Genomic DNA, 18,451 nt, shown 5'->3' with positions numbered 1-18,451 from the left:
ATCACCCGCGAAGGCGGGTGATGACGGCAGTCACGAAAAGACCTCATCCTGAGGAGCCGCGAAGCGGCGTCTCGAAGGATGGGCTACGGCAGAGCAACCACCCTTCGAGACGCAGGCTAGCGCCTGCTCCTCAGGGTGAGGAAGCAGGAAGACAAAAGTGTTCGACAATCTGTCGGAAAAGCTTGGCGGCATTCTCGATCGGCTGACGCGGCGCGGGTCGCTGACGGAGGCCGACGTCGATGCGGCGATGCGCGAGGTGCGCCGCGCGCTATTGGAAGCCGACGTCTCGCTCGACGTGGTCCGGAGTTTTACCGAAAAGGTCCGCGAGCAGGCGGTCGGCGCCACCGTGGTCAAGTCGGTCACCCCCGGCCAGATGGTGGTGAAGATCGTCCATGACGAGCTGATCGCGACCCTTGGTTCCGAGGGCCAGGCCATCGACCTCAACGCCGTGCCGCCGGTCGCGATCATGATGGTCGGCTTGCAAGGCTCAGGCAAAACCACGACCACGGCAAAACTCGCCCGCCGCCTGACCCAGCGCGACAAGCGCAAGGTCTTGATGGCGTCGCTCGATATCTATCGCCCGGCGGCGATGGAGCAGCTCGCCGTGCTCGGGCGCGACCTCGATATCCCGACCTTGCCGATCGTCGCCGGCCAGAAGCCGGCGCAGATCGCAAAACGCGCGCTGGAGGCGGGAAAGCTCGGCGGCTACGACGTGGTGCTGCTCGACACCGCCGGCCGTACCACGCTCGACGAAGAGATGATGACGGAAGCGGCCGAGATCAAAGCTACCGCTAATCCGCATGAAGTGTTGCTGGTCGCGGATTCGCTGACCGGCCAGGACGCGGTCAATCTGGCGCGCGCCTTCGATGAGCGCGTCGGCCTCACCGGCATCGTGCTGACGCGCGTGGACGGCGATGGCCGCGGCGGCGCGGCGCTGTCGATGCGCGCGGTCACGGGGAAACCGATAAAACTGATCGGCACCGGGGAGAAGACCGACGCGCTGGAGGATTTCCATCCGAGCCGGATTGCGGGGCGCATTCTCGGCATGGGCGACGTGGTGTCGCTGGTGGAAAAGGCCGCCGCCAATATCGATGCGGAAAAGGCCGCGCGCGTCGCCGAGAAGATGCGCAAGGGCCAGTTCGACCTTGCCGACATGCGCGAGCAATTGTTGCAGATGGCGAATATGGGCGGCCTCTCGGGATTGATGGGCATGATGCCCGGCATTGCGAAGATGAAAAACCAGATCGCCAATGCCGGGCTCGACGACAAAATCCTGAAGCGTCAGGTAGCCCTGATCGATTCGATGACGCGGCAGGAGCGCAAAAACCCCGATATCCTCAAAGCCAGCCGCAAAAAGCGCATCGCCGCGGGCGCCGGCAGCAAGGTCGAGGAGCTCAACAAGCTCCTCAAAATGCACCGGAACATGGCCGACATGATGAAGGCCATGGGTTCCGGCAAGCGCGGCCCGATGGCCGGCATCGCGCAGGCGATGGGTTTTGGCGGCGGCATGCCCTCGCCCGACCAGATGAAGGCCCTGGCGGAAAAGATGCCGGGCGGCGCCGCGCCGGACGGCATGCCCGCGCTGCCGAAGGATATTCCCGCGGGCTTGCGGCAGGGCTTGCCGAATCTGCCGGGGCTTACGGGCTTGAGCGGCAAGCCGACCTTGCCGGGCCTCGGCGGCTTTCCTGGCCTCGGCAAAAAGAAATAATCGCGATCAATCCCACCAACATTCGAACAGACACTTATCAGGAGAACCAAATGTCAGTCGTTATCCGCCTCGCGCGCGCAGGCACCAAGAAGCGTCCGGTCTATCACGTCGTCGTCGCCGACTCGCGGTTTCCCCGCGACGGCCGCTTCATCGAGCGGCTCGGCCATTTCAATCCGCTGCTGCCGAAGGACAATGAGGCGCGCCTAAAACTCGACATGGACAAGGTGAAGGCCTGGCTCGCCAAGGGCGCGCAGCCCTCGGACCGCGTGACGCGCTTCCTCGATGCCGCCGGCGTCGTCAAGCGCGCCGCGCGCAGCAATCCGGAAAAAGCCGTGCCGCGCAAGGAGCGCAAGGCACAGGCCGAAGCCGCCGCCAAGACGGCGTGAGTTTTCGATGACCGTGGCCTCGTGCTTCGAGACGCACGGCTTTCGCCGTGCTCCTCAGCATGAGGAACTATCCCCTCATCCTGAGGAGCCGCGAAGCGGCGTCTCGAAGGACGAGGCCCGCTGATGTCGGCCCAGATCTGCGTCGCCCGGATCGGCGCCGCGCATGGTGTGCGCGGCGCGGTAAAGCTTTGGACGTTTACCGAAGACCCGCTGGCGGTGAAGCGCTATGGGCCGCTGCTGACAAAAGACGGCGCGCGGCAGTTCGAAGTTGCGACCGCGCGCGAAGCCAAGGGACATCTGGTGGCGACGCTGAAAGGCATCGCCACGCGCGAGGAGGCCGAACGGCTGAACGGCCTCGAGCTCTACATCGCGCGCGAAAAGCTCCCCGAGACCGACGAGGACGAGTATTACCACGCCGATCTGATCGGGCTTGCAGCAGTGACTACGGCGAACGAGCCGCTCGGCCGCGTCGTTGCGATCCATAATTTCGGCGCCGGCGACATCATCGAGATAGCCCCGCCGCAGGGTGCAACCATGCTGCTGCCGTTTACAAACGCCGTGGTACCATCCGTCGATCTTGCGGGCGGACGCGTGGTGATCGAACTGCCCGCGGAGATCGAGGGCGACGATCCAACTGCCGCCTAAGCAAACGGTTGCGAATTAGGGAATGACGGCAATGGCAAACACCCACAAAGCCTGGCGGCTGCATGCGCATAACGATCTGCGGTTTGACGAGGTCGAGACGCCGAAGCCCGCGCCCGACGGTGTCGTCGTCAGGATCGAGGCCGGCATGGTGTTGTCCTACACGGGCAAGGTGCTGTCGGGCTCGGTGCCCTACAGCCTGCCGCCGATGCCGTTCGTGCCCGGCACCAATGCGATCGCGCGGGTGATCGCGGCCGGCGACAATGTCAGCCATGTCCGTGGCGGCGACCGGGTGTTCCTGAGCCCGCATTTGCGCGGCGATGTGCCGGACTCCGAGCCGCCGCAAATCCTGATCGGGCTCACCGCGATGGCGACGACGCCGGCTGCGCTGGCGCTGCAAGCGCGCTGGCGCGACGGCGTGTTCGCCGAAATCGCCCATTGGCCGGCCGCCTGTGTGACGCCGCTCGTTGGCCTCGACGACAGACCAGCGACGGAGCTGATCGGACTTACAAAACTGATCGTGCCGTTCGGCGGGCTGCAGCGCTCGGGCCTCCGCGGCGGCGACACCATCCTCATCAACGGCGCGACCGGCTATTTCGGTTCCGGCGCCGTCATGCTGGCGGTGGCAATGGGCGCGGCGCGCGTGGTTGCGGTCGGACGAAAGCAGGCGGCGCTTGAAGCGCTGCGCGACGCGTTTGGTCCGCGCGTCATTCCGGCTGTAGTGAGCGGCGATGCGGCCAAAGATGTCGCCATCATCCGCCACGCCGCCGGCGGGGGCGCCGATGTCGGGCTGGATCTGCTCGGCAACGCCAAAACCACCTCGACCACGCTTTCGAGTTTGCGTAGCCTGAAGCGCGGCGGGCGGCTGGTGCTGATGGGCAGCGCCGAGGTGCCGCTGGAGCTTTCATTCCGCGAAATGCTGGCGAATGACTGGGAGGTGGTTGGCCAGTTCATGTATGACCGTACCGCGCCCGGCCAGCTCGCGGCGCTCGCCGCCGAAGGCCTGCTCGACCTCCGCAAGATCATCGTGACGACATTCAAGCTCGCCGACTTCAAGCAGGCGGTCGACGCGGCGGCCTTGATGCAGGGCCTCGATCTCACCGCGGTGGTGCCGTAGCGCCATGACCGTGACAGCGACCATATGGCGCGCGACCGTGCTCACCCTGTTTCCCGAGATGTTCCCGGGTCCGCTCGGCGCCAGCCTCGCGGGCAAGGCGCTGGCGACCGGCCTATGGGAGTTGGAGGCGCAGGATATCCGCGACTCCGCCACCGACCGCCACCGCAGCGTCGATGATACCCCGGCCGGCGGCGGCCCGGGCATGGTGCTGCGGGCCGATGTGCTGGCGGCAGCGATCGATGGGGCGGAAATCGCTCCCGGGCGCCCGCGCCTGTTGATGAGCCCGCGGGGTCGGCCATTGACCCAGTCCCGGGTTGTGGAACTGGCCGGGGGATCCGGCCCCCTGATCGTCTGTGGCCGGTTTGAGGGCATCGACCAGCGGGTGATCGAGGCGCGCGGGCTCGAGGAAGTGTCTTTGGGGGATTATGTGCTCTCAGGGGGCGAAATAGCCGCCATGGCGCTAATTGACGCCTGCGTGCGGCTGTTGCCCGGCGTGATGGGAAAGCCCGATTCCGGGCTCGATGAGAGCTTTTCCGACGGGCTACTGGAATACCCGCAATATACCCGCCCGCAGGCGTTCGAGGGCCGGCCGATCCCGGAAATCCTGTTGTCCGGTGACCACGCCAAGATCGCAGCCTGGCGGCAGGCCGAGGCGGAGGCCCTGACCCGGGCGCGGCGGCCTGATCTTTGGGCGGCGAGGAAGGCCAGCCAAAAACGCCCAAAAAACACGACGGATGGGTGACAAGCGCCGGGCTTTGCCGTATATGAGCGCCAAATCCGCGCACCGAGCATTTTCCGGCAAAGTGGCATTCCGGTTTGCCGCGAGAAAATGCTCGATTTAATTGAAGGGCGCGTATTCTTTCCGCAAAACCGGTGCCCACTTTTGCGGAATACGCGCTGCAGGATAACGAAACACTCGCGCCGCCCGCGCTGGGCGCGCCGCCGATGGAGATTTTCCAATGAACCTCATTCAACAGCTCGAAAAAGAGCAATTCGACAAATTATCGGCCGGCAAGGCGATTCCGGATTTCGGACCCGGCGATACCGTGATCGTCAACGTCAAGGTGGTCGAGGGCGACCGCTCGCGCGTGCAGGCCTATGAAGGTGTCTGCATCGGCCGCTCCGGTTCGGGCCTCAACGAGAGCTTCACGGTTCGCAAGATCTCCTACGGCGAAGGCGTGGAGCGCGTCTTCCCGGTGATGTCGCCGATGATCGACTCGATCAAGGTGGTGCGCCGCGGCAAGGTGCGCCGGGCCAAGCTTTATTACCTGCGCAACCTGCGCGGCAAGTCGGCCCGCATCGTTGAGAAGACCGAGCGCACGCAGGCCACCGCCGTCGGCGAGTAAATCGCGGCCCGCATCGGATTTGAGGAAAAAGCGCGGGCGTCCCCGCGCTTTTTTGTTGTCTTTGTCGTCATCGCGAGGAGCACTTGCGACGAAGCAATCCATGCCTTAGCTGCTGCAACAAGCTGGATTGCTTCGTCGCAAGTGCGCCTCGCAATGACGGTGGTTGCAATCGCATATCGCGCTTCATACCTCGTGTGCTATAAGGCCAGCATGTTCAGAGATCGCCAAACCATCGCGTCTCGCGTCGTTCTCGACGATCGTAGCCGTTTGCCCTGGCGCTTCTTCGGTCGGTTGACGACGGCGGCGCTTGCGGCTTGACGCGCCCCGCGCCGCATTCGCCGCGCGCAGTTGCTTCTTCCAATTTCAATTCCGATTCAAGGCCTGACACCATGTCCAAACCGACCACGCTGTACGACAAAATCTGGAACGACCATCTGGTTCACGAAGCCGAGGATGGCACCTGCCTGCTCTATATCGATCGCCATCTGGTCCACGAGGTGACCTCGCCGCAGGCTTTTGAGGGCCTGCGCACGACGGGGCGCAAAGTTCGCGCGCCGGAGAAGACGCTGGCCGTGGTGGACCACAATGTTCCGACCACCGACCGCTCAAAACCCAATCCGGACCCGGAATCCGCCGAGCAGATTCGCGTAATGGCGGAGAACGCCAAGGAATTCGGCATCGAATATTTCAACGAATTCGACAAGCGCCAGGGCATCGTCCACGTCATCGGCCCCGAGCAGGGTTTTACCTTGCCCGGCACCACCATCGTCTGCGGTGACAGCCACACCTCGACGCACGGCGCGTTCGGGGCGCTCGCGCATGGCATCGGGACCTCTGAAGTCGAGCATGTGCTGGCGACCCAAACCCTGATCCAGAAAAAAGCAAAGAACATGCGGGCGGTCGTCGACGGCAAATTGCCCGACGGCGTCACCGGCAAGGACATCATCCTGGCGATCATCGGCGAGATCGGCACCGCCGGCGGCACCGGCTACGTGCTGGAATATGCCGGCGAGGCGATCCGTGCGCTATCGATGGAAGGCCGCATGACCGTCTGCAACATGTCGATCGAGGGCGGCGCCCGCGCCGGTCTGGTCGCTCCGGACGAAAAAGCGTTTGCGTTCCTGAAAGGACGTCCGAAATCGCCGAAGGGCGAGGCCTGGGACGCTGCGATGCGCTACTGGGAAACGCTGCGCAGCGACGAGGGTGCGCATTTCGATCATGAGATCAGGCTGGACGCGGCAAAGCTGCCGCCGATCGTGACCTGGGGCACCTCGCCTGAGGACGTCGTCTCGATCACCGGCATGGTGCCTGATCCGGACAAGATCGCGGACGAGGCCAAGCGGCTCTCAAAACATCGCGCGCTGAATTATATGGGCTTGAAGCCGGGCATCAAAATCACCGACATCAAGCTTGACCGCGTCTTCATCGGCTCCTGCACCAATGGCCGGATCGAGGATCTGCGCGCGGCGGCGAAGGTCGCCGAGGGCAAGACCGTCAACGCCAATGTCAACGCGATGATCGTGCCGGGCTCGGGCATGGTGAAAGAGCAGGCCGAAGCTGAAGGGCTCGACAAGATCTTCATCAAGGCCGGCTTCGAATGGCGCGAGCCGGGCTGCTCGATGTGCCTCGCCATGAACCCCGACAAGCTCAAGCCCGAGGAGCGTTGCGCCTCGACCTCGAACCGCAACTTTGAGGGTCGCCAGGGCTTTAAAGGCCGCACCCATCTGGTGTCGCCGGCGATGGCGGCGGCGGCGGCGATTGCCGGGCATTTTGTCGATATCAGGGAGTGGCGCTAACCTCGCTCAACCTCGAGCCATCCTCGAAGTAACTCGTTAAGCAGTTGGGAGCAGACTGGCTCTCAAGCTTGGGAGCGCGAGCCGTGGCCGATAAGTCTGAATTCGTCGATATGATCAGCGAGGCCACGCGCCAGGCAAGGCGCCGGGTCATGCCGCGCGTCGTCGAGGCTGAGGAGAAGGAGCGGTCCAGGCTCAGCAACTGGCCGCCGGATCGCTGGCAGCAGTGGCGGATGGAAACGCTGACGCCGTGGAAGATCAGATCCTGGAAATTCAAGAACTGGGATTGAGGACGGCAGAAATTTTCCTGCAGATCAAGATCAGGCGCCCAAGCGGCGCCTGATCCATTTCAATCACCCATCTCAACCGTTCGTCAGTTCATCAATACCAGTGATGCCGGTGGTGATGGCGCCAGTGGTGATGCCACCGGTGGAGGTGACAGACGCGGCGCGGGCCGTAATGGGTCCAGACCACCGGGCAGCGGCGGTGCGGATGATAGTAATGCGGATAGTCGTAATACGGGTAATCATCATAATAATAGGACGGCCCGTAGCCGTAAAAGAAGTGCCGATGGAAGTGGTGATGGTGCGCGAACCGAACGCCGCCGTAACGCATGCCACCGTAATGATATCCGCCGTAGCGATAGCCGCCGCCGTGGAAGACCGGGCCTGCGGCGCGATAGCCACCGCCATGGAATACGGCGGCGCCGCCGCCTCCGTGAAACACGGCGGCGCCACCATGGAAGCCGCCACCGCCGTGGAAGCCCCCGCCATGGAAGCCACCACCGCCGCCGCCGTGGAAACCGCCGCCGCCATGGCCGCCACCATGTCCACCGTGTACCTCGGTCACGAGCCCGTCGTCGGCATGTTTCGCTGATGGCACCGCGGTCGGATTGATCAGCGACAGCGCCTCCGCGCGCTGGCTCACCGCCGGGAGCGCCAGCATCACGGCAGTCATCAGGCCAAAGCAACTGACGACGCGACGGACAACGGCGCGCCCGGAATCCCGTATCTTCGTCATGCGCAACACCCTCCCCTTTTTATGGACGACGAAGAGCGGGGCAGGAAATGGCCTGACTTCGGACCTTCATTTGCGATTCGCTCCCTACATTAAATTGGAGATAGCGAGGTGAACGCGCCGTGAATGCGCCCGTGGCAATGATGGACGGAGGCAGCTGGCTAGAGACTGCGAAGCCTGCGACGCAGGGCGTCGTGCTGCTGACGAGGAGATTTTGAGTTCGTCATGCCCGGCCTTGTGCCGGGCATCCACGTCTTTGCCTACAATGTAAAAGAAAGACGTGGATGGCCGGGACAAGCCCGGCCATGACGGAAATATGAGCGCCTTTGTAAAGCCAGCCCTACCACCACGGTGGCGGCAATAGCGGATAGCCGAAGTTGAACGGCACGAACGGCGCCGGTGCGTAGTAATGGGGCCGGTCGTAATAAGAAGGAAAATAGGGCCCGGGATATGCGCGATCGACAAAAAGCAGGTGATGCCGATAACGGCGCCGCGCGCTGACGTCGGTTGCTTTCAGCGCTTGCGGCTTTTGCAGCGCGGCCGGCGATGGCTCCGCGGCGGCCGGATGGATCGCCGCCGAGCCCGCGAATATCAGGGGGAGCACCAGGATGACCGCGCCGATCCATTTTGTCATGCAACACTCCTCCGTGCATTAGCAACCCTGACTTGATCAAGCGCGCGCGATATTTTTAAAACCGGCATAGGCTGTCGTCCGTATCTGTCGCTGTCGTCCCGGCCTTGAGCCGAGACCTATAACCACAGGCGTTTGTTTTTACGAAGGCTGGAGCTGCGATCTGGGAGTAATCGCGAACGCCGGCGGTTATGGGTCCCCGCGTTCGCGCGCGTTCGCGGGGACGACGACTGGAAGGAGATTGTCATGCCATCGTCTCGAATACGGGATCGAATATCGCAACTCGCGTTCGCCGCTGCATCAACACTCGCCTTGCTCGAAACCTCAGCGGCTTTCGCCTCGCAGGGCCCCGGCGGCGGCCCGGGCTCGGCCAGCAATTTCACCCAACTGGCCATGGCGATTCTGGTCTATGGAACCTCCGCGCTGGTGGTTGGCGCCGGACTGATCGGCGCGGCGCGCCGGCGCTGGCACTAGGTTCCTAGCCCGGCCGCCAATAACAGCTCATGCGCGGCACGATCACGGTGCCGCTGGGCCGGTATTCCTGCACATAGGTGGCGTTGCATTCGCGCACGGCGTTCGGGCCGGGATTGTACCGGGGAATGACGCCGTCGTAACTCGGATAGACCCGCAACCGTGGCTGGGGGCGTCTACGGACCGGGGCGGGCGGCTCCGTAAATTCGGGCTGCGAGGCCTGCGCCACAAGCTGGCCCTGCGGCGCGGATTGCGCGCCGGCTCCTGTCGCCGGCAACGAAATGGCGCCTGCCAGGCCAACCAAGATTGCCGCTGTCCTGATCGGTATCATTACGTCCACCCAAAACCTGTTTCAGCGCCCGCAACGTCCCCGATTGCGGCGCCAAGGTCAACTGCGCGGCAGGAACCGATCGCAAATCCGGCATGCAGTTCGGCCGAAGCCGCGCTAAACAGGCGAGATGTGGACCTCAGCCAAAGCCCCCTCATTGGCCGAAATGGAGACCATGGCGCACGCCATTTTCGAGCGCCTGCCGAAGGGTTTTCGCGATCTGTGCGAGGGCCTGATCATCCGCGTCGACGATTTTCCGACCGAAGAAGTCCTGGACGAGATGGATGCCGAGAGCGAATTCGACCTGCTCGGCCTGTTCCATGGCGTCGGCCTGCCGTTTCGCAGCAATGACGATATTGCGCGATTGCCCAACATGATCTGGCTGTATCGGCGCCCGATCCTGGATTATTGGGCCGAGCATGACGAGACCCTCGGCCGTATCGTCCGCCATGTGCTGATCCACGAGATAGGCCATCATTTTGGGCTCTCGGATGCCGACATGGAGGCGATCGAGGCGCAAGGCTAGAGTCTCTTTTTGGCGCGTATTCTATTCGCAAAACCGAAGTCACTTTTGCGGAATACGCGCTAGGCAAATTTGCCCTTTGATACGGGCCGTATTCGCGATAAACACGCACGCTTTTCCCAGTCTCGAACCGAGAAGTGCGACCCATGGAAAAATTCACCACGCTGGAAGGCGTCGCGGCGCCGTTGAAGATCATCAATGTCGACACCGACATGATCATCCCGAAGCAGTACCTGAAGACCATCAAGCGCACCGGGCTCGGCAAGGGGCTTTTCTCGGAACAACGCTACAACGATGACGGCAGCGAGAATGCGGACTTCATCCTCAACAAGCCGGCCTACCGCAACGCCAGGGTGCTGGTCGCCGGCGACAATTTCGGCTGCGGTTCCAGCCGCGAGCACGCGCCATGGGCGCTTCTCGATTTCGGCATCCGCTGCGTGATCTCGACCTCGTTCGGCGATATTTTCTACAACAACTGCTTCAAGAACGGCATCCTGCCGATCCGCGTCAGCCAGGACGACCTCGACAAATTGTTCGACGACGCCGAGCGCGGCGCCAATGCGACGCTGACCATCGATCTCGCCAATCAGGAGATCCGCGGCCCCGACGGCGGCAAGGTGAAATTCGAGATCGACCCGTTCCGCAAGCATTGCCTGATCAACGGGCTGGACGACATCGGGCTGACCATGGAGAAGAAGACCTCGATCGACGCCTATGAAGCGAAGGCGAAAACCGAGCGCGCCTGGGCCTGATCTGACGCTGCACACTCATGGCAAATCCGTCATCCCCGCGCAACGGCTTCGTTGTCGCTGGACGTGCGAGCCTTGCGGTGCACTTGCACCGCTGGGCGAGCCTCGAAGGATGAGCCACCCGGGCCGTCGTCCTTCGAGACGGCCGCGCTGCGGCTTCCTCAGAGTCCGACTGAAAATGCGGCCGGCTCATTCGGACACTTTCTAACCACGTCATGGCCGGGCTTGTCCCGGCCATCCACGTCTTTCTTGCTTCTCTGCCGGAAAGACGTGGATGCCCGGGACAAGCCCGGGCATGACGAGTTTCACTAAACCACCGATTCCATTTGGCCGCATTTTCAGTCAGACTCTCAGGATGACGGGGATAGTATGAGTGCGCCGCTACCCGACGTCGTCACCTTCTGGCGCGGACCGCTCGATCCGCTGCGGCTGACCTGCCTGCGATCGCAGGTGGCGGCCGGCCATAAGGTCACCGTCTACAGCTTCGAGCCGCTTCCACAATTGCCCGATGGCGTCGGCAACGCCGAGGCCGAAGCGATCTTGCCGCATTCGTTCTCGGAAAAATTGCGTCCGGCGCAGCCGGACGGCTCCTGGCGCGACTGGACCATTTTGCAATTCTCCGATTTTTTCCGGATGCGGCTGATGGCGCTTCGTGCCGGCCTGTGGCTCGACGCCGATGTGTTGTTGTTAAAACCGATCGAGATCGACCCGGCAAAGCCGTTTTTCGCCTGGGAGCGGCCGCGTCAGCTCGGCAATTCGGTGCTGTATCTGCCCGCCGGCCACCCGATCGTGCTGGCGTTCGAAGAGCTGATGGAACAGGAGGAACTGACGCCGGACTGGCTGGCGCTGCGGCATCGCCTGACCTTCGCGCTGCGTCAGTTGCGCGGCGGATCGAACCGCCTGTCCGACATTCGCATCGCGATCTACGGCCCGGCCTCGCTGACCGCGCTCGCCCGCCGCACCGGCGAGTTGCACCGCGCGCTGCCGCAAAAATCGTTTTATGCGGTGCATGCCGACCCCAAGCGCTTTTTCGAGCGGTCGGATTTTTCGAAACTAATCAGCGATCCCGACATCATCGGGCTGCACATTTCGCCGAAGGGGCGTGGCCATCAGCCGCCCGTTGCCGGCAGTTTGTACGCGTGGGCGGCAGAGAAGTTCCGCTGACCCTCGTTCCCGTTGTCGTCCCGGCCTTGAGCCGGGACCCATACGCCGCGGCTTCTCATTTTAAAAAAGGCTGTACGACGGCTTTGGCGCAATTACTGACGGTTGTGGTTATGGGTCCCGGCTCAAGGCCGGGACGACGTGAACTAACTCCCCATCGCGGCGATCGCGGTGGCGATGGCGATGGTGCGGGCGGCCATTTCGGCGTGCAGGCGCTCCACCATCTGGCCATCGAGCTGGATCGCGCCGCGCGCGGCGTTTTCGGGCCGCTCGAACGCCGCGATGATCTTGCGGGCTCGCGCAACCTCTTCCTCGCGCGGGGTGAAGATCGCGTTGCAAGCCACGATCTGGCCGGGATGGATCAGCGTCTTGCCGTCAAAACCGAGATCGCGCGCCTGCGCGCATTCCAGCGCAAAGCCATCGACATTGCTAAAATCGCTATAGGGCCCGTCGAGGATTTCGAGCCCGTGCGCGCGGGTCGCGAGAATGCAATGCGTGATCATCGGGATCATCGCCGCACGGCCCGGCAGCATGCGGATCCGGGTCTCCCGCGAAATGTCGTTGGGCCCGAACACGAATCCGGCGAGCCGCATGTCGAGATCGGGCGAGGCGGCCGCGAGTTCGTCGGCATGCAGCACCGAGCGCGCGGTCTCGATCATCGCCCAGACCTTGATCGACGGATCAGCGCCGACATCCCGCAAGGAACGGCCGACCGTGACAAAATCCTCCACGCCGAAGATCTTTGGCACCAGAATGCCGTCCGGCCGCGCCTTGCCGGCCATCGCGATGTCATCCTTCCACCACGGCGAGTCCAGGCTGTTGACGCGTACCAACACCTCGCGCTTGCCGAAACCGCCGGCAGCCAGCGCCTGCGCGATCTGGTCGCGCGCGGTGGCTTTGGCATCGGGGGCGACCGAATCCTCGAGGTCGAGGATGATGCCGTCGGCGGGGAGAATACGGGCCTTTTCCAGCGCCCGCGCATTCGACCCGGGCATGAACAACAGGCTGCGGCGCGGACGGATCATGGTTTTGTTCCCTGGAATTTGCGCACCCACGCGATAAATCCGGTCCGGCGTGGTCGAATTGGATTTATCGCCAGCTCATTGTTTGAGCATGATCTTTCTCGGAAAAGCGGGCCCATTTTTCCCCATCATGCTCTATCATTTCTGCCCAAGGCCCGAAAGTCTTGTTCCCGCAATCGGCCTATGGTTAGCAAGACGCATGTCAGTATTCCCGCAACATCTGCTCGACGGCTATCGGACGTTCACCTCGCAGCGGCTGCCGACCGAGCAGACCCGCTATCGCGAACTCGCCGAGCGCGGACAGGCGCCCGCGGTGATGGTGATCGGCTGCTGCGATTCCCGGGTGTCGCCGGAGGTGATCTTCGATGCCGGCCCCGGAGAATTGTTCGTGGTCCGCAATGTCGCGAATCTGGTGCCGGTCTATCAGCCGGACGGCGGCGCGCACGGTGTCTCGGCGGCGCTGGAATATGCGGTGCGGGCGCTGCGGGTCAAACACATCGTGGTGCTCGGCCATGCGCAATGCGGCGGCATCCGCGCCTTCATCGACAATATCGAGCCGCTGTCGCCCGGCGACTTCATCGGCCGGTGGATGTCGATGTTCATCAAGCCGGGCGAGACCGTCTCCCAGCGCGGGCATGAGACGATGGCCGATTTCACGGTCCGGATCGAGAAGGCCGCGGTGTTCCGCTCGCTGGAAAACCTGATGACGTTTCCCTTCGTCCGCACCCTGGTCGAGCGCGGCGAGCTCGAGCTGCACGGCGCCTATTTCGGCGTCGCCGAAGGCTCGCTGTTCGTGCTCGATCCGGCGGCGAAGGAATTCAAGAGCGTTACGGAGGCACAGACCTCATCCTGAGGAGCGGCCACTTGGCCGCGTCTCGAAGGATGGCCACCGGCACGAGTCCGGGCCTCATGGTTCGAGACGCGCGAAGCCGCGCTCCTCACCATGAGGGTTACCCTACGGCACCGCGCTGTCACCGCCGCTTTTCTCGGCACCCCAACGATCCGACAGCGCCAGCAATAGCGCCGAGATCACGAACACCAGATGCACGCCGACCAGCCAGATCATCTTGGTGGCGTCGAAGGCGGCGTCGATGTTCATGAACGCCTTCAAGACCTGGATCGCCGATATCGCCACGATGGACGCCAGCAGCTTTTGCTTCAGCCCGGCGAAATCGACCTTGGTCATCCAGTCCGGCCAGTCCGGATGGCCGCCGGCATCGATCCGCGAGACGAAATTCTCGTAACCCGAAAACACCACGATCACGATCAGATTGCCGACCAGCGAGACGTCGATCAACGACAACACGCCGAGGATGATGTCGGTCTCCTTGGCGCCGGGCGCATGCAGGATGAACTCCCACAGGATCATCAGGAATTTCAGCAGCAGCACAAAAAGGCTGACGACGAGGCCGATATAAAACGGCGCCATCAGCCAGCGGCTGTTGAACAATATTGCCTCGATGACGCGCTCGACCGGTTTCAACACAGGGTTGGGCCGATAGGGGGCCGGCGGCTCGCTCATCGCAATTCCCCGGCTCCGCTATTCCTGATCAGGCCGCCTTCTTCTTAGCGCTGATCAATTTGCGGTTGATCAGGCATTCGGCGATCTGGATCGCGTTCAGCGCCGCGCCTTTGCGTAGATTATCCGAGACGCACCACAGCACCAAGCCGTTCTCAACCGTCGCATCCTCGCGGATGCGGCTGATATAGGTGGCGTCCTCGCCCGCCGCTTCGTAGGGCGTGACATAGCCGCCGGGCTCGTGCTTGTCGATCACGAGGCAGCCTGGCGCGTTGCGCAGGATGTCGCGCGCTTCATCGGCTGAAATCGGATTTTCGAACTCGATGTTGACGGCTTCGGAATGGCCGACGAACACCGGCACGCGTACGCACGTAGCAGTAAGCCTGATTTTGGGATCAAGAATCTTCTTGGTCTCCATCATCATCTTCCACTCTTCCTTGGTGTAGCCGTCCTCCATGAACACGTCGATCTCGGGAATGACGTTGAAGGCGATCCGCTTGGGGAATTTCTTGTTGACGAGTTCGCTGTTGGTGTAGACCGCCTTGGTCTGGGTAAACAATTCGTCCATGGCGTCCTTGCCGGCGCCGGAGACCGATTGATAGGTCGCAACCACGACGCGCTTGATCACCGCCTTGTCGTGCAGCGGCTTCAAAGCCACCACGAGTTGCGCGGTCGAGCAGTTCGGGTTGGCGATGATGTTCTTCTTGCTGAAGCCCGAAACGGCATCGGCGTTGACCTCGGGCACGATCAGCGGCACGTCGGGATCCATCCGCCAGGCGGAGGAGTTGTCGATCACGATCGCGCCGGCGGCGCCGATTTTCGGCGACCATTCCTTCGACACCGCGCCGCCCGCCGACATCAGGCAGATATCGACGTCGGAGAAATCGTAATGCTCGAGCGCTTTGACCTTCAGGGTGCGATCGCCATAGGACACTTCGACGCCCATGCTGCGGCGTGACGCCAGCGCCACCACCTCGTCCGCCGGGAATTTGCGCTCGTCCAGGATGTTGAGCATTTCCCGCCCGACATTGCCGGTCGCTCCGACCACCGCGATCTTGTAACCCATCGTTCACTCTCCGAAGAAAAATGCCGTTCCCCCGCCGTAGGCGGATAAGGAAAGGAGCAGCGCTTCTATGCGAGAAACGCCCTTAATACAATGTTGAGAGCTGTACTTTGGGCGTTGGATGCGGTCGTTTTGGGGCCCCGCTGCCCTCCCCTGTGATCCGGCCAAAATTCATCCGGCGCTGACCAGTTTTGCCGACGAATGTCGCGGCACATTCGCGCGCCTCGTGGCCTATATGGGGGCGCTCGCCCTGCTTGCCATCCTTGGGCCATGGCTCTATGGGACCAAATACCGGTTGAGCTGGCGGACGAGCCTGCCGCCAAACCAGGCTGGAGCGCGGCCAGCCTTTCGTATCCTTCATTCGCCGTCAGCCAGTTCGATTTGACCGAAAAAAACCGCTAGTTACGAGGTTCTCCGGCATCCCGAAGGCGGCCGCAAGGACATCCTTCGCTGGGCCGCTCAAGACAAAAAGCAGGTGGCCGAGCTCGAAATCTATCGCCCCGGCGACGAATTCGACCCATCGCGACCGACCGCCACCGAATCTGCCGCGCAAATCGACCTCAAAGGCGTTGGCGAATTGGAAACCGCAGGGGTCATCGACAGCAAATTCGGCGCCGTGATGCTGCTTCGGCATGCCGACGAGGCCGGCGGCCCGCGATCTTGCCTCAGCTTCATCAAGCGGTTTGACCAGCCGACCTTGCGGATTTCCGGCTGGTCGTGCCAGGGCGATGCCTTGCCGGCCCGGCGCGCGGCGATCTCCTGCATGCTGGATCACCTGGTGCTGCTCACGGCTGGAAAGGACCCGAAACTGGCCGAATTATTTGCCCATGCCGAGCTCAAACGCGGCGGCTGCGCCTCCGCCACGCCATCGGCCGCGCCGGCGGACTGGGTGACGGGCGTCGAAAACCCCCGTTGGCGCCGCGGAATTTGATCCGGCGCACCCGCCAAGATGCTGGTTTTCATGCAACTTTTCGTCCCACCCCGCATTATTGTGACGCAGTGTGGCCGGATTGACCTTGTGACCGCAGGCCTGCGCCGGCTAAAACCGTACCCAACCGAATTGGCGATCCGCCAGCCCCATGAGGACCTGATGACCTGGAAATTCCCCGCCGCGAACAAGCTTGCGGTGTCGCTCGCCGCGGTCGCCGTCGTTACGACCGGCTTCGCCATGACGCCGGCCGGCGCGCAGGATAAGCTGAAATATGACAATCGCGGCCGTCCCTATTACGGGTCCAACGGTCCGAACGTGTCCTATCAGCAGGGACCGCACACCAGGATTTATGTGACGAGACGCTCCTGGCTCGACGCCGGCACCGAAGTATTGCCCGGCGACCGCAAGTTCACTGACTACGCGCTCCCGCCGGAGCTCGGCTACCCTTCGTTCGGGCGCGAGAACAACAATCGCCCGATCGACCGCCAGCCGCTCAACCCGCCGTCGGATATGGGCGGCTATCCGCGGGGCTTCCCGCTGTATTGATTTAGCGTCGCAACGCTAACTCCGGGTCGTCCCTGCGAAAGCGGAGATGTAGCGGAGATGTAGGGTGGGCAAAGGCGCGCTTGGCGCCGTGCCCACCATCTAACCCAATCGGACGCCGCTTGATTTTGAATGGTGGGCACGCGGAGTTTATCATCGGGCGCGCGTTCGCGCGACCCGTTGGCTTTGCCCACCCTACGGTTCCTTCGCGGGGACGACGGCGCTGTGCTTACGCGTGCAGCGCCTGCAACTCCTTCAAGATCGCTTCGCCCATCTGCGTGGTGCTCGCCGCCTTGGTGCCCTCGGATTTGATATCCGCTGTGCGCAGGCCGCTTGCGAGCACGGCTGCGATCGCAGCATCGACCTTGTCGGCGAGCGCACCCATGTCGAAGGAATAGCGCAGCGCCATGCCGAACGAAGCGATCATCGCGATCGGATTGGCTAATCCTTTCCCGGCAATGTCGGGTGCGGAGCCGTGCACCGGCTCGAACAGCGATTTGCGTTTTTTGCTTTTGACGTCGACCTCGCCAAGCGACGCCGACGGTAGCATGCCGAGCGATCCCGTCAGCATCGCCGCGATATCCGACAGCATGTCGCCGAACAGATTGTCGGTGACAATCACGTCAAATGCCTTCGGCGATTTCACCAGATTCATGCCGCCGGAATCGGCGAGTTGATGTTCGAGCGTGACGTCCTTGTATTCGCGCGCATGCACTTGCGTAACCACTTCGTTCCAGAGCACGCCGGACTTCATGACGTTGCGCTTTTCCATCGAGGTCAGTTTGTTGCGCCGCTTGCGCGCCAGGTCGAAGGCAACGCGGGCGATGCGCTCGATCTCATAGGTGTCGTAGACTTGGGTATCGATGGCGCGCTTCTGGCCGTTGCCGAGATCGGCGATGGTTTTCGGTTCCCCGAAATACACCCCGCCGGTGAGCTCGCGCACGATCATGATGTCGAGGCCCTCGACCACTTCGCGCTTCAGGCTCGATGCGTCTGCAAGCGCGGGATAACACACCGCCGGACGCAAGTTCGCGAACAGGCCGAGGTCCTTGCGCAAGCGAAGCAGGCCGGCTTCGGGGCGCGCCTCGTAGGGAACACTGTCCCATTTCGGGCCGCCCACTGCGCCGAAGATGATCGCATCGGCGGCCTGAGCGGTAGCCATCGTGGCATCCGTAATGCTCTGCTTGCTCGCATCATAGGCGGCGCCGCCGACCAGCCCCTGCTCGGTCTCGAAATGTGCGATGCCTTGCGCGTTGAGCCAGTCGATCAGGCGCTTTACCTCCGCCATCACTTCGGGCCCGATGCCGTCGCCGGGGAGAAGCAGCAGTTTTTGGGTCGCCATTTGATTGTTTTCCTCATCCACCCGTCATGGCCGGGCTTGTCCCGGCCATCCACGTCTTCGTTGCAAACGAAAACGAAGAAGAAAGACGTGGATGCCCGGCACAAGGCCGGGCATGACGGCTAATATCGCGTGCGCGCGCCGAGTGCTAAAGCGGCGTTG

Annotated in this window: 22 protein-coding genes; 15 read left to right on the top strand and 7 right to left on the bottom strand. The window is 62.8% G+C overall.

Annotation, left to right across the window (positions count from 1 at the left end):
- Window positions 1–157: 157 nt before the first annotated feature.
- The 8 genes from ffh (at window position 158) to B5526_RS19780 (ending at window position 7,282) form a co-directional block, all read left to right on the top strand.
- The gene (gene ffh / locus B5526_RS19815; RefSeq protein ID WP_079540765.1) at window positions 158–1,708 is read left to right on the top strand and encodes a signal recognition particle protein; all 1,551 of its coding nucleotides are present in this window, start codon (window positions 158–160) and stop codon (window positions 1,706–1,708) included.
- 50 nt (window positions 1,709–1,758) lie between these two features.
- A complete protein-coding gene (rpsP, locus tag B5526_RS19810) occupies window positions 1,759–2,094 on the top strand; it encodes a 30S ribosomal protein S16 (protein WP_079540762.1) in 336 nt (111 codons plus the stop codon).
- 123 nt (window positions 2,095–2,217) lie between these two features.
- Window positions 2,218–2,739, top strand: coding sequence for a ribosome maturation factor RimM (gene rimM, locus B5526_RS19805; RefSeq protein WP_079540760.1), 522 nt, complete (start codon window positions 2,218–2,220; stop codon window positions 2,737–2,739).
- A 31-nt stretch (window positions 2,740–2,770) separates the two neighbouring features.
- Window positions 2,771–3,853, top strand: a complete 1,083-nt coding sequence (locus B5526_RS19800) for a zinc-binding dehydrogenase (RefSeq protein ID WP_079540758.1) — start codon at window positions 2,771–2,773, stop codon at window positions 3,851–3,853.
- A gap of 4 nt (window positions 3,854–3,857) precedes the next feature.
- A complete protein-coding gene (gene trmD, locus B5526_RS19795) occupies window positions 3,858–4,595 on the top strand; it encodes a tRNA (guanosine(37)-N1)-methyltransferase TrmD (protein ID WP_079540756.1) in 738 nt (245 codons plus the stop codon).
- A 217-nt stretch (window positions 4,596–4,812) separates the two neighbouring features.
- Window positions 4,813–5,199, top strand: coding sequence for a 50S ribosomal protein L19 (gene rplS, locus B5526_RS19790; protein WP_079540754.1), 387 nt, complete (start codon window positions 4,813–4,815; stop codon window positions 5,197–5,199).
- Window positions 5,200–5,588: 389 nt separating this feature from the next.
- The gene (leuC, locus tag B5526_RS19785; protein ID WP_079540752.1) at window positions 5,589–6,995 is read left to right on the top strand and encodes a 3-isopropylmalate dehydratase large subunit; all 1,407 of its coding nucleotides are present in this window, start codon (window positions 5,589–5,591) and stop codon (window positions 6,993–6,995) included.
- An 83-nt stretch (window positions 6,996–7,078) separates the two neighbouring features.
- Window positions 7,079–7,282, top strand: coding sequence for a hypothetical protein (locus tag B5526_RS19780; protein WP_079540750.1), 204 nt, complete (start codon window positions 7,079–7,081; stop codon window positions 7,280–7,282).
- A gap of 91 nt (window positions 7,283–7,373) precedes the next feature.
- On the opposite strand, the gene B5526_RS19775 is transcribed toward B5526_RS19780, so the two are convergent.
- Together B5526_RS19775 and B5526_RS19770 are read right to left on the bottom strand one after the other, a co-directional pair.
- A complete protein-coding gene (locus B5526_RS19775; RefSeq protein ID WP_079540747.1) occupies window positions 7,374–8,012 on the bottom strand; it encodes a hypothetical protein in 639 nt (212 codons plus the stop codon).
- 337 nt (window positions 8,013–8,349) lie between these two features.
- Window positions 8,350–8,643: a hypothetical protein gene (locus B5526_RS19770; RefSeq protein ID WP_079540745.1), complete on the bottom strand. Its 294-nt coding sequence runs from the start codon at window positions 8,641–8,643 to the stop codon at window positions 8,350–8,352.
- Window positions 8,644–8,886: 243 nt separating this feature from the next.
- Between B5526_RS19770 and B5526_RS37785 the strand changes: the two genes are divergently transcribed.
- Window positions 8,887–9,114 (top strand): hypothetical protein, encoded by a 228-nt coding sequence (locus B5526_RS37785; protein WP_154071361.1) that lies wholly within the window; start codon window positions 8,887–8,889, stop codon window positions 9,112–9,114.
- A 4-nt stretch (window positions 9,115–9,118) separates the two neighbouring features.
- Here B5526_RS37785 and B5526_RS19765 read toward each other — a convergent pair whose 3' ends face one another.
- Window positions 9,119–9,442, bottom strand: a complete 324-nt coding sequence (locus B5526_RS19765; protein ID WP_433994587.1) for a hypothetical protein — start codon at window positions 9,440–9,442, stop codon at window positions 9,119–9,121.
- Between the two features lie 127 nt (window positions 9,443–9,569).
- On the opposite strand from B5526_RS19765, the gene B5526_RS19760 reads away from it, so the two are divergent.
- The 3 genes from B5526_RS19760 to B5526_RS19750 all read left to right on the top strand — a co-directional run bounded on the left by B5526_RS19760 (window position 9,570) and on the right by B5526_RS19750 (window position 11,875).
- A complete protein-coding gene (locus B5526_RS19760) occupies window positions 9,570–9,965 on the top strand; it encodes a metallopeptidase family protein (protein ID WP_079540743.1) in 396 nt (131 codons plus the stop codon).
- A 143-nt stretch (window positions 9,966–10,108) separates the two neighbouring features.
- Window positions 10,109–10,714 (top strand): 3-isopropylmalate dehydratase small subunit, encoded by a 606-nt coding sequence (gene leuD, locus B5526_RS19755; RefSeq protein ID WP_079540740.1) that lies wholly within the window; start codon window positions 10,109–10,111, stop codon window positions 10,712–10,714.
- A gap of 366 nt (window positions 10,715–11,080) precedes the next feature.
- Entirely contained in the window at window positions 11,081–11,875 is a 795-nt protein-coding gene (locus B5526_RS19750) for a hypothetical protein (RefSeq protein WP_079540738.1), read from the top strand.
- Between the two features lie 143 nt (window positions 11,876–12,018).
- Here B5526_RS19750 and B5526_RS19745 read toward each other — a convergent pair whose 3' ends face one another.
- Window positions 12,019–12,897, bottom strand: coding sequence for an HpcH/HpaI aldolase/citrate lyase family protein (locus tag B5526_RS19745; protein WP_079540735.1), 879 nt, complete (start codon window positions 12,895–12,897; stop codon window positions 12,019–12,021).
- 196 nt (window positions 12,898–13,093) lie between these two features.
- Between B5526_RS19745 and B5526_RS19740 the strand changes: the two genes are divergently transcribed.
- Complete coding sequence (locus tag B5526_RS19740) at window positions 13,094–13,747, top strand: carbonic anhydrase (RefSeq protein ID WP_079545126.1); 654 nt, start codon at window positions 13,094–13,096, stop codon at window positions 13,745–13,747.
- Window positions 13,748–13,849: 102 nt separating this feature from the next.
- On the opposite strand, the gene B5526_RS19735 is transcribed toward B5526_RS19740, so the two are convergent.
- A complete protein-coding gene (locus tag B5526_RS19735) occupies window positions 13,850–14,416 on the bottom strand; it encodes a TIGR00645 family protein (RefSeq protein ID WP_079540733.1) in 567 nt (188 codons plus the stop codon).
- Window positions 14,417–14,444: 28 nt separating this feature from the next.
- Window positions 14,445–15,479, bottom strand: coding sequence for an aspartate-semialdehyde dehydrogenase (locus tag B5526_RS19730; RefSeq protein WP_079540731.1), 1,035 nt, complete (start codon window positions 15,477–15,479; stop codon window positions 14,445–14,447).
- A gap of 472 nt (window positions 15,480–15,951) precedes the next feature.
- Here B5526_RS19730 and B5526_RS39605 point away from each other — a divergent pair, with 472 nt between their 5' ends.
- Entirely contained in the window at window positions 15,952–16,407 is a 456-nt protein-coding gene (locus tag B5526_RS39605) for a hypothetical protein (RefSeq protein WP_349642740.1), read from the top strand.
- 159 nt (window positions 16,408–16,566) lie between these two features.
- Entirely contained in the window at window positions 16,567–16,953 is a 387-nt protein-coding gene (locus B5526_RS19720) for a hypothetical protein (protein WP_079545125.1), read from the top strand.
- 226 nt (window positions 16,954–17,179) lie between these two features.
- Here B5526_RS19720 and leuB read toward each other — a convergent pair whose 3' ends face one another.
- Entirely contained in the window at window positions 17,180–18,292 is a 1,113-nt protein-coding gene (leuB, locus tag B5526_RS19715) for a 3-isopropylmalate dehydrogenase (RefSeq protein ID WP_079545124.1), read from the bottom strand.
- Between the last annotated feature and the right edge of the window lie 159 nt (window positions 18,293–18,451).

The organism is Bradyrhizobium lablabi (genome assembly GCF_900141755.1).
Classification (GTDB): Bacteria; Pseudomonadota; Alphaproteobacteria; order Rhizobiales; family Xanthobacteraceae; genus Bradyrhizobium; species Bradyrhizobium lablabi_A.
The sequence above is the reverse complement of the archived record's forward strand: the minus strand, read 5'-3'. Positions and strand labels throughout refer to the sequence as shown.

What these genes read in the sequence shown, in the direction of transcription:
- rplS (WP_079540754.1), top strand. Translation starts at nt 4,813, where the DNA reads ATGAACCTCATTCAACAGCTCGAAAAAGAGCAATTCGACAAATTATCG.
- B5526_RS19740 (WP_079545126.1), top strand. Translation starts at nt 13,094, where the DNA reads ATGTCAGTATTCCCGCAACATCTGCTCGACGGCTATCGGACGTTCACC.
- leuC (WP_079540752.1), top strand. Translation starts at nt 5,589, where the DNA reads ATGTCCAAACCGACCACGCTGTACGACAAAATCTGGAACGACCATCTG.
- B5526_RS19745 (WP_079540735.1), bottom strand. Translation starts at nt 12,897, where the DNA reads ATGATCCGTCCGCGCCGCAGCCTGTTGTTCATGCCCGGGTCGAATGCG.
- B5526_RS19750 (WP_079540738.1), top strand. Translation starts at nt 11,081, where the DNA reads ATGAGTGCGCCGCTACCCGACGTCGTCACCTTCTGGCGCGGACCGCTC.
- B5526_RS19775 (WP_079540747.1), bottom strand. Translation starts at nt 8,012, where the DNA reads ATGACGAAGATACGGGATTCCGGGCGCGCCGTTGTCCGTCGCGTCGTC.
- B5526_RS19765 (WP_433994587.1), bottom strand. Translation starts at nt 9,442, where the DNA reads ATGATACCGATCAGGACAGCGGCAATCTTGGTTGGCCTGGCAGGCGCC.
- trmD (WP_079540756.1), top strand. Translation starts at nt 3,858, where the DNA reads ATGACCGTGACAGCGACCATATGGCGCGCGACCGTGCTCACCCTGTTT.
- B5526_RS19800 (WP_079540758.1), top strand. Translation starts at nt 2,771, where the DNA reads ATGGCAAACACCCACAAAGCCTGGCGGCTGCATGCGCATAACGATCTG.
- B5526_RS19770 (WP_079540745.1), bottom strand. Translation starts at nt 8,643, where the DNA reads ATGACAAAATGGATCGGCGCGGTCATCCTGGTGCTCCCCCTGATATTC.
- leuB (WP_079545124.1), bottom strand. Translation starts at nt 18,292, where the DNA reads ATGGCGACCCAAAAACTGCTGCTTCTCCCCGGCGACGGCATCGGGCCC.
- leuD (WP_079540740.1), top strand. Translation starts at nt 10,109, where the DNA reads ATGGAAAAATTCACCACGCTGGAAGGCGTCGCGGCGCCGTTGAAGATC.
- rpsP (WP_079540762.1), top strand. Translation starts at nt 1,759, where the DNA reads ATGTCAGTCGTTATCCGCCTCGCGCGCGCAGGCACCAAGAAGCGTCCG.
- B5526_RS19720 (WP_079545125.1), top strand. Translation starts at nt 16,567, where the DNA reads ATGACCTGGAAATTCCCCGCCGCGAACAAGCTTGCGGTGTCGCTCGCC.
- B5526_RS19760 (WP_079540743.1), top strand. Translation starts at nt 9,570, where the DNA reads ATGTGGACCTCAGCCAAAGCCCCCTCATTGGCCGAAATGGAGACCATG.
- B5526_RS19730 (WP_079540731.1), bottom strand. Translation starts at nt 15,479, where the DNA reads ATGGGTTACAAGATCGCGGTGGTCGGAGCGACCGGCAATGTCGGGCGG.
- B5526_RS37785 (WP_154071361.1), top strand. Translation starts at nt 8,887, where the DNA reads ATGCCATCGTCTCGAATACGGGATCGAATATCGCAACTCGCGTTCGCC.
- B5526_RS19735 (WP_079540733.1), bottom strand. Translation starts at nt 14,416, where the DNA reads ATGAGCGAGCCGCCGGCCCCCTATCGGCCCAACCCTGTGTTGAAACCG.
- rimM (WP_079540760.1), top strand. Translation starts at nt 2,218, where the DNA reads ATGTCGGCCCAGATCTGCGTCGCCCGGATCGGCGCCGCGCATGGTGTG.